Annotated in this window: 9 protein-coding genes; 5 read left to right on the top strand and 4 right to left on the bottom strand. The window is 70.4% G+C overall.

The window, feature by feature from the left end; all coding sequences use genetic code 11:
- The first annotated feature begins 1 nt into the window (after position 1).
- Positions 2–670, top strand: a complete 669-nt coding sequence (locus ACQHII_RS21585; RefSeq protein WP_427925385.1) for a Type 1 glutamine amidotransferase-like domain-containing protein — start codon at positions 2–4, stop codon at positions 668–670.
- Between the two features lie 249 nt (positions 671–919).
- A complete protein-coding gene (locus tag ACQHII_RS21580) occupies positions 920–4,045 on the top strand; it encodes a sacsin N-terminal ATP-binding-like domain-containing protein (RefSeq protein WP_427920843.1) in 3,126 nt (1,041 codons plus the stop codon).
- Between the two features lie 63 nt (positions 4,046–4,108).
- On the opposite strand, the gene ACQHII_RS21575 is transcribed toward ACQHII_RS21580, so the two are convergent.
- The 3 genes from ACQHII_RS21575 to ACQHII_RS21565 all read right to left on the bottom strand — a co-directional run bounded on the left by ACQHII_RS21575 (position 4,109) and on the right by ACQHII_RS21565 (position 8,822).
- On the bottom strand, positions 4,109–4,498 hold the full coding sequence (locus ACQHII_RS21575; RefSeq protein ID WP_427920842.1) for a hypothetical protein: 390 nt from the start codon (positions 4,496–4,498) through the stop codon (positions 4,109–4,111).
- Between the two features lie 7 nt (positions 4,499–4,505).
- Positions 4,506–8,069: an ALF repeat-containing protein gene (locus ACQHII_RS21570; RefSeq protein WP_427920841.1), complete on the bottom strand. Its 3,564-nt coding sequence runs from the start codon at positions 8,067–8,069 to the stop codon at positions 4,506–4,508.
- Between the two features lie 531 nt (positions 8,070–8,600).
- Complete coding sequence (locus ACQHII_RS21565; protein WP_427920840.1) at positions 8,601–8,822, bottom strand: hypothetical protein; 222 nt, start codon at positions 8,820–8,822, stop codon at positions 8,601–8,603.
- A gap of 3 nt (positions 8,823–8,825) precedes the next feature.
- Between ACQHII_RS21565 and ACQHII_RS21560 the strand changes: the two genes are divergently transcribed.
- The 3 genes from ACQHII_RS21560 to ACQHII_RS21550 all read left to right on the top strand — a co-directional run bounded on the left by ACQHII_RS21560 (position 8,826) and on the right by ACQHII_RS21550 (position 11,796).
- Positions 8,826–9,080 (top strand): hypothetical protein, encoded by a 255-nt coding sequence (locus tag ACQHII_RS21560; protein WP_427920839.1) that lies wholly within the window; start codon positions 8,826–8,828, stop codon positions 9,078–9,080.
- Between the two features lie 71 nt (positions 9,081–9,151).
- Positions 9,152–10,720: an FG-GAP-like repeat-containing protein gene (locus ACQHII_RS21555; RefSeq protein WP_427920838.1), complete on the top strand. Its 1,569-nt coding sequence runs from the start codon at positions 9,152–9,154 to the stop codon at positions 10,718–10,720.
- Between the two features lie 224 nt (positions 10,721–10,944).
- Complete coding sequence (locus tag ACQHII_RS21550) at positions 10,945–11,796, top strand: hypothetical protein (RefSeq protein ID WP_427920837.1); 852 nt, start codon at positions 10,945–10,947, stop codon at positions 11,794–11,796.
- Between the two features lie 110 nt (positions 11,797–11,906).
- On the opposite strand, the gene ACQHII_RS21545 is transcribed toward ACQHII_RS21550, so the two are convergent.
- Complete coding sequence (locus tag ACQHII_RS21545) at positions 11,907–14,303, bottom strand: cation-translocating P-type ATPase (protein WP_427920836.1); 2,397 nt, start codon at positions 14,301–14,303, stop codon at positions 11,907–11,909.
- Positions 14,304–14,413: the final 110 nt, after the last annotated feature.

The following is a 14,413-nucleotide window of genomic DNA, read 5'->3' as shown; positions in this document are numbered from 1 at the left end:
GATGAATCTTCTGCTGACGGCAAGCGGACTGCGCAACGAGACGCTGCGACAAGCACTCCGGGACATGCTGGGCAAGCCGTTCAGCGCGGCCAACGTCGTGTTCGTCCCCACCGCGTCCCTCGCCGAACCCGGGGACCACACCTGGCTGGTCGAGGACATGAACCGGCTGCACGCCCTCGGCTGGCGGGAGTTCGACATCCTGGAGCTGAACGGCCTGCCCCGCCAACTGGTACTCGACCGCCTCCTCCACGCCGACGTCATCTACGTCGAGGGCGGCAACCACTACCACCTCGCCCGCAGCATCACAGCCAACGGCCTGACCGACGGCTTCCTGAAGGCACTGGAGAGCCGGGTCTACGTCGGCGTCAGCGCCGGCTCGATGATCTTCAGCCAGAACCTCACCGAGCACTCCGCGGACGTCATCGGGGACACCGCAGACCTCCACCTCCTCGGCGCGACAACAGTGCAGCCACCCTTCGCCCTCTTCGACTGGTACCTCAAACCCCACCTCTACTCGCCGGACTTCCCCGAACGCGACGACCCCTGGGCCGACCGCATCACCGCCCGCGCCGACTTCCCGATCTACTTCATCGACGACGACACGGCCCTCCGCGTCCGAGACGGCGAGGTGGACGTAGTCACCGAAGGCCGCTGGCGATTCCACCCGTAACCCGACGACTGCTGCGGAGCCACGCACCCGCGGCCGCCAACGTACGGGAGCGGGGCGCGGCGGTACGGCGAGCCCGCCGCTCAGCTGGTCCCAACGCCGGCCACTCGGCAACCCGCAGAGGGGCGCAACCTGCGGCGGGCTCGCCGTACCGCCGCGCCCCCGACCCCCACCACCGCCCGCGGGCGAAAACCCAGCACCCCCCGCCGCGCGGTACCTTCATCGCGACGCCGATGAGGAGAGTGAACGTACGTGAGTAAGTTCGTGCGGCCCGCTGCCGAGGGTGCCGACCCGTTCGGGACCGCCCGTCTGCGGCGTGGGGTGCTCGACGCCTGGGCGACCAGCCCGGCCCGCTTCCGGGAGGACGCCAACGCCGAGGAGGACCTCGTCCTCGGCGGCTACCGCGACCGGCTCGTCGTGGAGCTCGCCCAGAACGCCGCCGACGCCGCCGCCCGCGCAGGCGTCGCCGGCCGCCTCCGGCTCACCCTCCGCGACGGCGTCCTGTGCGCCGCCAACACCGGCGCCCCCCTCGACGCGGCCGGCGTCGAATCCCTCTCCACCCTCCGCGCCTCCGCGAAACGCGACGCCGGCGACAGCGCCGTAGGCCGCTTCGGCGTCGGCTTCGCCGCCGTAGTCGCCGTCACCGACGAACCCGCCCTGGTGGGCCGCCACGGCGGCGTCCGCTGGTCCCTCGCCGAAGCCCGCGAACTCGCCGACGAGACCGCCCGCCACAGCCCCGGCCTCGGCACCGAGATTCGCCGCCGGGACGGCCACATCCCCCTCCTCCGCCTCCCGTTCGCCGCCGTCGGCAGTGCCCCCGACTCCTACGACACGGTCGTCATCCTCCCGCTGCGCGACACCGCCGCCGAGGACCTGGCCGAGCGCCTCCTGAACGCCGTCGACGACGCCCTCCTGCTCGCCCTGCCGGGCCTGGTGGAGGTAGTGATCGAGATCGGCGACCAGACACCCCGCAGCCTCACGCGCCGCACCGTCGGCGCCGACACCGTCGTCGACGACAGCCGCGACGGAACCACCCGCTGGCGTACGGCCGACGCACACGGCGACCTCGCCAGGGAACTCCTCGCCGACCGCCCCGTCGAGGAGCGGCTGCGGCCCCACTGGTCCGTCACCTGGGCCGTCCCCGTCGACGCCGACGGCACCCCGGCCCACCCCCGCACCAGCCCCGTCGTCCACGCGCCCACGCCCAGCGACGAACCCCTCGGCGTCCCCGCGCTGCTCATCGCCTCCCTCCCGCTCGACACCACCCGCCGCCACGCGGCCCCCGGCCCGCTGACCGACTTCGTCGTGGAGCGCGCGGCCGACGCCTACGTCGAACTCCTCGCCGCCTGGCGCCCGGTGACCGCCGGCATCATCGACCTCGTGCCCGGCCCGCTGGGCAAGGGCGAGCTGGACGGCACCCTCCGCCAGGCCATCCTGGACCGCCTGCCGCGCACCGCCTTCCTGCCGCCCGCCGTCGAACCCCCCACCGACGACACGGAGTTGCCCGAGTCCCTGCGCCCCCGCGACGCCGAGGTCGTGGAGGGCGCGGGCACCGACACCGTCCGCGTCCTCGCCGAGGTCCTCCCCACCCTCCTCCCCGCAGGCCTCGAACGCCGCGTGGAACTACGGACGTTGGGCGTGGCCAGGGTCCCCCTCACCGACGCGATCGACCGCCTGGCCGGCCTGGAGAAGGCCCCGGACTGGTGGCGACGCCTCTACGACAGCCTCGCGGGCGTGGACCCGGACCGCCTCTCCGGCCTGCCGGTACCGCTCGCCGACGGGCGCACGACGATCGGCCCCCGCCAGGTCCTCCTCCCCACCCCCGACTCCGCCCACGTAGAGCCCGAAGTCCTCGCCCGTCTGGGCCTCAAGGTCGCCCATCCGGACGCCGCCCACCCCCTCCTGGAGAAGCTCGGCGCCCTGCCCGCGACCCCCCGCGCGGTCCTCACGACACCCCAGGTACGGGCCGCCGTGGCCGCCTCCCTCGACGACGAGGGCGGCGCCGTATGGGACGAACCCACCCCGGACGCCGAGGAGTTGGCCGACACGGTGCTCGCCCTCGTCCGGGACGCGGGCCTGGAACCCGGCGACGAACCCTGGCTCGGCGCGCTGGCCCTCCCCGACGAGGAGGGCGAACTCGCGCCCGCAGGCGAACTCGTCCTCCCCGGCAGCCCGTTCGCGCAGGTGATGCGCGAGGACGAACTGGCCTTCGTGGACGCGGACTTGGCAGAGCGCTGGGGCGAACAACCCCTCGCCGCCTGCGGAGTCCTCGCCACCTTCGCCCTGGTCCGCGCCACCGACGTGGTCCTGGACCCGGACGAACTGGAGCCCCGCGACAGCGACTTCGCGGAACCGGACGATCCCGGCCTGCTGGACTCGGTGGACGTATGGTCCGAGGACGTCCTCGACCGCTTCCCGGACACCCCCGTCCCACCCGTGGCCACGGAACTCGTAGCCGTCCGCGACCTCGACCTCGTGGACGACGACCGCTGGCCCCAGGCCCTCGCCCTCCTCGCCCAGCCGCCCCTCCGCGACGCGATCACCCAACAGGTCCGCATCCTGCTCCCCGACGGCTCCTACGAGGTCGTACGGCCCTACACGGCCTGGTGGCTGCGCGGCCACCCGGTGCTCGACGGCCGCCGCCCGGCGGGCCTGCTGGCGTCCGGCGGCGACCCGCTCCTCCGCGGCCTGTACGACGAGGCGGACGCGACGGGCTTCGACGACGAACAGGTCCTGCGCGCCCTCGGCGTCCGCACCTCCGTCGCCGCCCTCCTCGACGAGCCCGGCGGCGCCGCCGAACTCCTCGACCGCCTCGCCGACCCGGACCGCGAGGTCACCGGAGCCCAACTGCACGCCCTGTACGTAGCGTTGGCCGACCTGGACCCCGAACAGGTCACTCTCCCCGACGACTTGCGAGCCGTCGTCGACGGCGAGGTCACAGTCGTGGACGCGGCGGACGCGATGGTGGTCGACTCACCCGACCTGCTCCCCTTCACCGCGGGCGTCCCGCTCCTCCCCGTACGCCCGTCCCGGGCAGCCGAGTTGGCCGAACTCTTCCAGGTACGACGCCTGAGCGAGTCGATCACCGGCGAGGTCACCTCGGAGGGCACCGAACACGACGTACCGGACTCCGTCCGCGTCCTCCTCGGCCCTCTCACCCCCGCCACCTACGTCGAACACGAGGAACTGGTCGTCGACGGCGTCGAGATCGACTGGCGCCGCACCCGAGACGGCGTACTCCACGCCTCCACCCTGGAGGGCGTAGCCGCCGGCCTCGCCTGGGCAGCGGCCCAGTGGCCCCGACGCTTCGAGGTGGCGGCACTGCTGGAGGACCCGTCCCGGACGGAGGAACTGGAGCGGGACCGCTGGTTCGACTGAGGCCGGCACGAAGGACGAGAGAGCCGCTCCATCGGTGAGATTCCGATGGAGCGGCTCTTTCAACTATCCCCAGATGTGTGCGTACATCGCGTGATATCGCGTGTACATCAGCCCCATCTCGTGCGGTCGGTCCCGCACGTCCAGGAATTCGAGGACCAGCGAGAACAGATGGTCCACGGCCTCCCGGTGCTGTTCCGGCGTCAAGTGGTCCGGGTTCTTCCAGTCCTTGAAGTCGATGTCGGGGAACACATCGAGGAGGACGAGTTTGTGCCAGTAGAAACTGCTGCACTCACCCCTGCGGACGACCAGCCACTCGGTGAAGCCACGCAGCATCCCGCCCGACCTGCCGACGTCCATCCCCGTGAGGAACATGAGCGTCGCGTAGTAGGTGCCGTCCCGGCCGTACCCTTCTGGACTGTCGCGCAGTGCCTCGATGGACTGCCTGTCGTTCACGCGTCTCCTAGAACCCGAAGTCGATGATGTTGTGTCTGGTCCACTGGGCCTTGTACTCGGCGATGGTGTCGCCGGCCCGTCCGGTCCAAGCGTCGTAGACCCGGCCGTTGTGGACCACCACCACGTGGAAGAACCAACCCGCGTCCACTCCCCGGTACTTCGGAAGGATCGCCTCGTCCACCGGCCTGATGGTGACGATCTTGCCGCCTCCCAGGCTCTTCCTGATCTTCTCGGCGCACACGTCGCAGCCGCCGGAGTCCTTGATCTCGTCCAGGGCCCGGGGCAGCCCGGGAACACTGTGCTCCCCACAAGAGGCCGCGCCCGACGCGGCCACCGCGGTCGTGGTGAAGCTCGCCGGGCTCGCCGTCCTCAGCGGCACGGTGCCGACAATCTTGCAACCGCGCTTCAGGAGCTTCAGCTCGTCGTAGACCCGTTCCAGCGTCTTGAGCTTGGCGCTGAGGAGTGCGTCCACCGCGACGCCCTTGCAGCTGTCGAAGTCCTTTTTCTGCAGGCACTTCTCGAACTGGCTGAGACCCAGCAGCTCCTTCTCGGCGTTCCACAGCTGCTCCATGGCATCGCCGAACTCCTCACCGTGGGCCACGATGTCGCAGGCGATCTCCGAGTGCTGGCACCAGCGGGCGAAGTCCTGCGGGTCGCACGGGACCATCCCCTGCTGGCAGCGGTAGACCTCGGCGGCACGGCGGCCGTCCTCGTTCTTCGCCTTCTCCTTGGCCGCGACGGCGGCCTTGCGCCGCGCCTCCTCCTCTTCCCGGTACTTCTTGACCGTGACGGTGAACGCCTCTGTCGCCGCCTTGAGCGCGGCGTCCGCGTCCTTGCCCGCCGCGACCGCCGACTTGCGGGCGTCCTCGGCGTAGTACGCGGCGTTCGACGCGGCGGCCTGGGCGGTTTCCGAGGAGAGTGTGGCGTCGGCCGCTGACCGGGCCGCGTCGTTGGCCGAGACATCGGCGCGGTTCGCGGCGTCACGGGCCGTTCTCGCCGACGCGGCGGCCTGGGCGGCGGACGTCTCGGCGTCCTTGGCGTACTTGTCGGCCTGCTTGGCGTAGTCGTTGGCCCTGGCCGCTGCGGCGTCGGCCTTCTTGGACCATTCGGCGGCCTCGGTTGCCGCCTTGCGGGCGGTGGCGGCGACCTTCTGGGCGGTCGCGGCGTTCTTCTGCGCGGTGGCGGCGACCTTCGCCGCGTCCGCCAACAGCTTCTGGACCTGCGCCACATGAGTGACGGCCAGATAGTCCTTGCGCTGTGCCTTGTACTGGCCGGACACGACGAACGCGTGCAGCGCCTGCGGCGAACCCTCCAGCGCGACCCGGGCCGCCGACTTCACCTCGGGGCTGCCGCTGTCGATGAGCTGCGCGGCCTTGACCCGCTCGTCCTGGGTCCGTGCGCCGTACTGCGTGACGACCAGGAACTCGCTGTATTTCTTCGGGTCGCCCGTGGCCAGGGCCTTGCGGCCGGCCTCGATGACGATGGGCCCGGCGGCGGAGAGGACCTGGGCGATGGCGACGCGCATCCCCTGGGCGCCGGCCTGGTACTGCCCGTTCTCGACGAACGCGGTGATCGCGGCAGCGTCTCCGCCGAGGGCGATCTCGGCCGCGCTGCGCACGGCCTGGTCCTCGCTCTCCTCCGCGAGACGCTCCACGTAGGAGCGGTCGTCCTGCTGCTCGGCGGTCCTCCAGCCGTTCCGGAGATAGTCGATGACGACCTCGTCGGGGCCGGACAGCGCGGCCTCGGCGGCGCCGCGGCCCCAGGCCGTACCGTCCTTCATCACCCGCACGGCCAGGTCACGGCCCTGCTTGGCGACGGACGCGAGATCGGCGCCCGGCTCGGCGGCCGCGGCGACCAGCCGGTCCCGTTCGGCCCGGCGGTCCTTGACCTCCTTGTCCCGGGCGGCCTGCTCGACGGTCCGGGCGTCGTACGCGGCCTTGTCGTCCTTGGCCAGCTCGATGCCGCCGTTGGTGCGGCCGAGCAGTTCCTCGCTCTCGACCTCGCGGGCGAGCTTGTAGACAGCCTGAGCCGTGGCTACGGCCTTGGTGGCGTCGTTCGCGGCTGTAGTGGCGGCGTTCGCGTGCTCGGTCGACCTGGTGGCGGCCTGTGCCGCGTTGCCGGCCTGGTCGGCGGCTTCCTTGGCGGCCTTGCCGGCGTTCTTGGCGTGCGTGGCCGCGGACTTGGCGGCGTCCCGAGCCTCGCGGGCTGCCGTGGCCGCCCTACGGGCCAGCGACTCGGCGGCAGCCGCCGCGCGGTTGGCCTCGGTCGCGTGCCGCTTGGCGGCTGCCGCTGCGGCGCGGGCCTCGGCGGCTGCGGAGCTGGACTGGCCCGCGTAGTTGCCGGCCTCGATCGCGGCGTCGGCGGCGGCGTTGGCGTTGGCGCCGGCACTGGCCGCCGAGTGCGCCGCGTCACCCGCTGCATCGGCTGCCTTGGCCGCCTGGTCGGCGGCGTCGGCGGCCAGGGTGGCCCCTGCGGCGGCCTTCTCGGCATCCTCGGCCGCGGTGCGTGCGGCGTTCGCGTTTCCGGCGTCCACCGCAGCGTCCGCGGCGGCGTTGCGGGCCCGGGAGGCCGCCTGGGAGGCGCCTGCTGCGGCAGCCGCCGCCTGAGAGGCCGCGTTGGCGGCCACGCGTGCCGAGTTGTTGGCGGCACTGGCCGCGTCGATCGCCCGCTGTGCCGAGGCCGCTGCCTGGGAGGCCGCAGTGGCGGCCCGCTTGGCGGCCCGGGCGGCCCTGCCTGTGTCGTCCTTGGCCGCCTTGGCCTCTGCCTCCGCCTCCTGCGCGGCCTCCTTGGCGAGCTGGGAGGCCTTGACCGCCTTGGCGGACTCGGTCTTGGCCGCGGCGGTCTGCTCGGCCGCCTGTCGTCCCGCTTCCTTCGCCTGTGCGGCGAGTTCGGCGATGGTGGCGTGCTCCTGGTCCTTCGCGCGGGCCACGAACTGGCCGGTCTCCAGGAACTCCCGGATGTCCTCGGCGGTGCCGTTCAGCGCGATACGCCCGGCCGCCCGCACGTTGGTGCCGCCGACGCTGACGATCTGGACGAGCTGCACCCGCTCGTCCTGCTCACGCTGGGCGTACTGGCCCTGGGTGAGGAACTTTCGGACATCCTCGGAAGTGCCGTTCAGCGCAGCCCTGCCGGCGTCCTGCACATTGGGGCCGCCGGTGTCGACGATCTGGGCGACACGGACGCGGTTGTCCTGCCGCATCGGGGCTTCCCAACCCCAGCTGAGGAAGGTCTCCAACTGCTCCCGGGTACCGTTCAGCGCTGTGCGCGCCGCGGTCAGCAGCTCCGGGCCGCCGACGGAGGCGAACTGCGCGGCGGTCACCCGCTCGTCCTGGAACGCCAGGCCGTCCGCCGCGGCGAGGAAGTTCTGTACGTCGGTGTCGCTGCCGGTCAGCGCCGCCTCGGCGGCTGCCCTGACGCCGGGTCCGCCGGCCTTCCAGTAGTCGACGACCGAGCCGCGGTCGGCGGGGCCGACGGCGGATACGGCGGCGGTGCGGACACCGGCCGCCGGGCCCGCGGTGGCCGACGCGGGCGGAGAGCCCAGCAGGCCAATGGCGAGGGCGAGCGGCAGCACACTCAGTGCGGCTCTGCGGAGGGCGCGTGGTCGTGGATTCTTCCCGGCGGTATCGAACTGGTCAGTTCTTCGATTCACTGGGTACCCGTCTCGATAATCGGCGACGACCCCCAATGTGTGAGTCGCCGAATGGTCGGCGGGTAAGCATAGTCAGCTTTTCCTGTTTCATGGTGGTCAATATTCAAGACTGCACAGAGCGGACAATACGGTATCTTTAGTACCCTTCCATGTCGACGTAGAACTCTGAAAAAATACCCCGTTGACGTTTTCTCTTCCTATGCTTACGCTATACCTCGACTTTGCTCCTGATGTGCCCGGCCTGACCAGCTGTGAGCGCATCGGAGCCCTAGGAGTGCAGGGGGTTGAGGGGGGTCGGGTGCACCTGTTCGCGCCCGTCTGATCAGGGCCTTTACGTCGACCATGCGTAGTCGCGGCCCGTCTGTGTACTTTTCGACAGCATCCTGGCGGGGGCCTCGCGCTGCGAGGGGCCGCGCCGGAAGGGACTCTTCGGTGCCTTTCCGTGCCCGAAATCTAATTGTTTCCGGAGTCGTGGCTGCGTGCGCCATGCTCACTGGAATTTCCGTTGCCTCTGCCGATGATCCACCGCAATCGCCATCGAATCCGCCTGCCCTGGTCGAGGACTACTCCTATCCCGGCGCCGACCGAATTCTGACGGAAAAGGGAATCAAGCTGAAGAAGGGTGACGGTCATATTCTGCTGGCCGAGTGCGATCGGGCCGCCCAGCAGATCCATGTGATGACTGTCAAGGACCCCTCCGAGAACCGAGCGGGCGATTACTGCTTCAAGGCCATCGGGACGACCGGTCGGCTCACCCTGGAGCTCTCCAGGGTCTTCGCCGTCGAGACCACGGACCACTCGGTCCGCGCCGACCTCACCGCGAACGGTGAGACCACTTCGGTCCTCGTCGGCAAGAACGACTGGGTCTCCGTCGGCGAGGGAACGGTCGGCGGTGCCAGGTCGGTCCTCGTCGAGCTGCGTGTGACCGGCTGACCCACCCCCTTCTTCCGCACGCTTCGCGGGACCGTCGCCCCGCCGAGCCGAATTCCCGATGCGAGGCACACATGAATGACGCCAGTCTGCGCAGAACGCGCAGCGTATGGGCCGCAGGGCTCATGGCCGCCGGTCTGACGACCGGTCTGCTGGCCGCAACGCCTGCTCAGTCCGTTGTCGGTGACCAGGTCGCCGACGGAGTCGACCAGTACGCGGTCAAAGTCCATGTCGCCGGCGGCACGGACAACGAACGTGCTTGCTCCGGCACCCTGGTGGACCCTCAGTGGGTCCTCACCGCCGCGAGCTGTCTGGCCGCCGACCCTCAGCACGCGACCGCGCTCACCAGGGGTGAGCCGCCCCTCCCCACCGTGGTGACCGCCGACGGCAACAAGCCGGCGCCGAAGGCCGAGCGGGACCAGCGGGTGGTGGAGATCGTGCCGTACCCGGGCCGTGACCTGGTCATGGCCCGCTTCACCCAGCTTTCCTCCGACGATCCGCTGCGTGGACCGTTCCCCGATATCGCGGCTGCCGACGTGGACAACGCGCCTCCGGCACAGGGCGACCGGCTCAGAGCGGTTGGATACGGCCGGACCAAGTCCGACTGGATACCCGAGCGTGCTCACACCGGCTCTTTCAACGTGGACCTCGTCAACCCGGCGACCTTGGCGGTCTCACCGGCCTCGACCGGCGGTCTCCTGTGCAAGGGCGACGCGGGCGCTCCCGTGCTCAACGGTGCCGACGGAGTGGTCGGAGTGGTCAGCGCGGCCTGGGACGGCGGGTGCTTCAACTCGGCGGAGACCCGTACCGGGGCTGTTGTCACCCGGATCGACGACATCGCCGACTGGATCAAGCAGGTTCCGCTCTCCTTCCAGCGGAAGCAGATCACCGATGTGATGACCGCGGGTGACTTCAACGGCGACGGCCGCACGGACATCGCCTCGCTGATGAGGTCGGACACCATCCACGTGTTCCACGGCCGCTCGGACGGGACGCTGCAGTTCGGGAGTTACCTTCCCCCGGTCGGGCGCAGCAACCAGAAGCGGCTTGTCGCGGGAGATTTCGACAGTACGCGGGGACTCGAAGTGATCTCGGCCGACAGCGACGGCGATCTCGTTCTGCACAGTCAGCGCACCTGGGTACCGGGCTTCTACGTTCGGACCGCTCTGTGGACCGACGCCACCTGGAAGGACGGCCTGCCCGTCGCGGCCTTGCGGACCGGCACAGCCGCACAGGACACCCTGCTCTTCCAGTGGCCCGACGGCTCCCTCTATACCTACAAGCGGGACGCCGCCGGCAAGCTCGTCAACCAGAAGAAGGCGATGTGGCCGGACAAGACCTGGAAGAAGAAGCACATTGCCACGGGTGACTTCACCGGCGACGGACGGGACGACATCGCGGCCGTAGCCGCAGACGGAGCGCTGCACCTGTACCCGGGCAAGCCCGACGGAACCTTCGACCAGGCCCGCTCGATGTGGCCCGACAAGACCTGGGGCGCTATGCGGCTCATCCTGGGCGGCGACTTCAACGGCGACGGCAAGACCGACCTCGCCGCGGTGACGACCGCGAACGACATACGTCTGTACACCGGTGACGGGAGGGGCGGGCTCGCGGCGGCGAAGTCCATGTGGCCGACGGTCTGAGAGCCCGCGCGAACAGCCTTCAGGAACGATGGCGGAGTCCCCGCACTTCACCACGGTTTCGTAATAGCCGTACAAAGTCTCGATCCGCCGTACAACCAGCCCCACCCGTCACGGATCACACCCTGTGAGCCAACAGGCTCCGCCATCACTTGGGCCCCGGCGCCGACGACGAGCCGTACGGAACGACCACCGCGCCGGGCCCCCTTTCTCCACTTGGGGAACGCATGCGCATACGCGCCACCGTGGCCGCCGTCTCCGGCGCCCTGGTCCTCTCCGCCTTCGCCGTACCGGCCGCACAGGCCGCCGACGCCACCCCCGGCCGGACCGCGCTCACCTCCGCGACCGCCGACGGCACCGCGTCCGCCGCCGCCACGCTCAACGTCACCTTCTCCAAGTTCAAGGTGAACAACGGCAAGGCCGTCGTCGTCGGTGCGAGCGCGAAGGTCGCCGTCCCGGTCACGTACACCCTGACCCACGCCGCGAGCCTCGACGTCAGCGAGGACAACTTCGCGAGCGGCCCGTTCATCTACCTCGGCACCTCAGCGACCAGCCCGAGCAAGCGGATCATCAGCGACGACCCGGGCACCTGCACCGCCGCCTCGACGACCGTCCTGAACTGCAAGGCCACGCTCTACGTCCGCTCGACCGGGACCGTCCTGAAGAACGCGAACGCCGTCACCTGGAAGGCGGGCGGCCTCGCCATCACCGCCAACGGCGACACGAAGACCCAGGGCGACCTCGGCACCGTCCCGGTCCGCCGCGCCTCCCAGCTCACGGCCGACGCCGCCCCGGAGCCGGTCAAGAAGGGCAAGACCATCACGGTCACGGGCAAGCTGTCCCGCGCGAACTGGGAGACCCACAAGAACGCGGGCTACGCCGGCCAGCCGGTCAAGCTCCAGTTCCGCAAGAACGGCTCCAGCACCTACACCACGGTCAAGACCATCAAGACCAGCTCGACCGGCGCGCTGAAGACCACCGTCACGGCGACGGTCGACGGCTACTTCCGGTACAGCTTCGCGGGCACGTCCACCACCCCGGCGGTCAACGCCACGGGTGACTTCGTCGACGTGAAGTAGCAGCGGGTCGTTGTTCGGCTGCGGGTGCGTGGGGGCTGGTCGCGCAGTTCCCCGCGCCCCTAAGGAAAACACCTGCCGCGCCCCTGTTTCAGGGGCGCGGCAGCTGCGTTCTAAGCCGACCCCCGCCGATCGACCACCCGCCACACCACTTCCAGCAAAACCCCCGCCACCCCCGCGATCCCCACCGCGACCCACGGCATCGTCACCCCCACCAGCTTCAGCGCGAAGAAGTGCTGGAGCCAGGGCACGATCAGTACGACCACGAACGCCGCCCCCATCGACGCCACCAGCGTGACCCGCCACCACGTGTACGGCCGGGCGATGATCGCGAGCACCCACATGGAGATCAGGAACAGCGTCAGGGTCGCCGCACTGGTCTCGGCGCCCAACGACCCCTTTCCGGTGTAGTAGTGACGGGCGATCAGATACGTCACGAAGGTCGCCGCCCCGGCGATCACCCCACCGGGGATCGAGTACCGCATCACCCGCCGCACGAAGTGGGGTTGCGCACGCTCCGTGTTGGGCGCGAGGGCGAGGAAGAACGCGGGGACGCCGATCGTCAGGGTCGACAGCAGCGTCAAGTGCCGTGGCAGGAAGGGGTATTCGACCCGCCAGCACACCACCAGCACCGCCAGCAGCACCGAGTAGACCGTCTTGACGAGGAACAGCGTCGCCACCCGGGTGATGTTCCCGATGACCCGCCGCCCCTCGGCGACGACCGAAGGCAGCGTCGCGAAGCTGTTGTTGAGCAGCACGATCTGAGCGACCGCCCGGGTGGCCTCGGACCCCGAGCCCATGGACACCCCGATGTCGGCGTCCTTGAGGGCGAGTACGTCGTTGACGCCGTCCCCGGTCATCGCGACCGTGTGCCCGCGGGACTGCAACGCCCCCACCATGTCCCGCTTCTGCTGCGGGGTGACCCGCCCGAACACCGTGCCCTCGTCGAGGGACTCCGCCATCTCCCGCTGATCCGAGGGCAGTTGGCGGGCGTCCACGACCTGTCCGGTGAGCCCCAGCTTCCCGGCCACCGCGCCGACGGACACCGCGTTGTCCCCGGAGATGACCTTGGCCTGGACATCCTGCTCGGCGAAGTAGCGCAGCGTCTCCGCCGCGTCGGGCCGCAGCCGCTGCTCCAGGACGACGAGCGCGGTCGGCCGGGCACCCCGCGCCACCTCGGGATCGTCCAGCTCGCCCGCGATCCGGGCCAGCAGCAGTACCCGTAGCCCCTGCTCGTTGAGCCGCCCGGTCTCGGCGAGCGCGGGATCGTCGGCACCCAGCAGCACATCGGGCGCGCCGAGCAGCCACGTGCTCGACTCCCCGTCGCCCTCGCTGAAGGACGCCCCGCTGTACTTGCGCGCGGACGAGAACGGCAGCGACTCCACGCACCGCCACTCCTCGCTGTCCGGGTAGGCGGCGATGATCGCCTTCAGGGAAGCGTTCGGCCGCGGGTCCGACTCGCCCAGCGCGCCCAGGACTTTGCGTACGTACGTTTCGTCGGCCCCGCCGAGCGGACGCAGCTCGGTGACGTCCATGCCGCCCTCGGTGAGCGTGCCCGTCTTGTCGAGGCAGACCGTGTCGACGCGGGCGAGGCCCTCGATGGCCGGGAGTTCCTGGACGAGGCACTGTTTCCGGCCAAGCCGGATGACCCCGATCGCGAAGGCCACGGAGGTGAGAAGGACGAGCCCTTCCGGGACCATGGGGACGATCCCGCCGACCGTCCGCGCGATCGAGTCCTTGAACCCGTGCTGTTTGACGACGAGTTGGCTGATGACCAGGCCGATCGCGGTCGGGATCATCATCCACGTCACGTACTTGAGGATCGTGGAGATACCGGTGCGCAGCTCGGAGTGGACGAGCGTGAACCGCGAGGCCTCCTCGGCGAGTTGGGCGGCGTAGGCCTCACGCCCCACCTTCGTCGCCTCGAACGCGCCACCGCCGGCGACGACGAAGCTCCCGGACATGACCGCGTCCCCCGGCCGCTTGACGACCGGATCCGCCTCACCGGTGAGCAGCGACTCGTCGATCTCCAGGCCGTCCGCCTCGACGCACTCCCCGTCGACCACGACCTTGTCGCCGGGCCCGATCTCGATGAGGTCGCCCAGCACGATCTCCGACGTACTGACCTCCACGGCGGCCCCGTCCCGCCGTACCGTCGGCTTCGCCTCGCCGATCACCGCGAGGGAGTCGAGGGTCTGCTTCGCCCGCCACTCCTGGATGATCCCGATCCCGGTGTTGGCGAGGATCACGTACCCGAACAGGCTGTCCTGCAAGGGTGCGACGAACAGCATGATCAGCCAGAGCACACCGATGATCGCGTTGAACCGGGTGAAGACGTTGGCGCGCACGATCTCGCCGAGCGACCGGCTGCTGCGCACCGGGACGTCGTTGACCTCCCCGCGCGCCACCCGCTCGGCGACCTCGGCGGGCTTGAGTCCATGGGCCCGCCGCGCCGGAACGGGCACGGGGTGCACCGGGTCGAGTTCGGCGCCCGCGTCGGTGTGCGTCATGCATTCGACGGTACGTGCGGATTTACGGCTTCACCCGCCGAGTGCCCGGAAGATCCGACCAGGGGAGGACGGCGGACGGGGCGGGGTGATGCCTGGGGTGTAGGGGGAGC

This window comes from Streptomyces sp. cg40, from assembly GCF_050320165.1.
Taxonomy (GTDB): domain Bacteria; phylum Actinomycetota; class Actinomycetes; order Streptomycetales; family Streptomycetaceae; genus Streptomyces; species Streptomyces hokutonensis.
This window is presented reverse-complemented; position numbering and strand designations above follow the sequence as displayed.

What these genes read in the sequence shown, in the direction of transcription:
- ACQHII_RS21585 (WP_427925385.1), top strand. Translation starts at nt 2, where the DNA reads ATGAATCTTCTGCTGACGGCAAGCGGACTGCGCAACGAGACGCTGCGA.
- ACQHII_RS21565 (WP_427920840.1), bottom strand. Translation starts at nt 8,822, where the DNA reads ATGGATCTGCTGGGCGGCCCGATCGCACTCGGCCAGCAGAATATGACC.
- ACQHII_RS21560 (WP_427920839.1), top strand. Translation starts at nt 8,826, where the DNA reads ATGACTGTCAAGGACCCCTCCGAGAACCGAGCGGGCGATTACTGCTTC.
- ACQHII_RS21555 (WP_427920838.1), top strand. Translation starts at nt 9,152, where the DNA reads ATGAATGACGCCAGTCTGCGCAGAACGCGCAGCGTATGGGCCGCAGGG.
- ACQHII_RS21550 (WP_427920837.1), top strand. Translation starts at nt 10,945, where the DNA reads ATGCGCATACGCGCCACCGTGGCCGCCGTCTCCGGCGCCCTGGTCCTC.
- ACQHII_RS21545 (WP_427920836.1), bottom strand. Translation starts at nt 14,303, where the DNA reads ATGACGCACACCGACGCGGGCGCCGAACTCGACCCGGTGCACCCCGTG.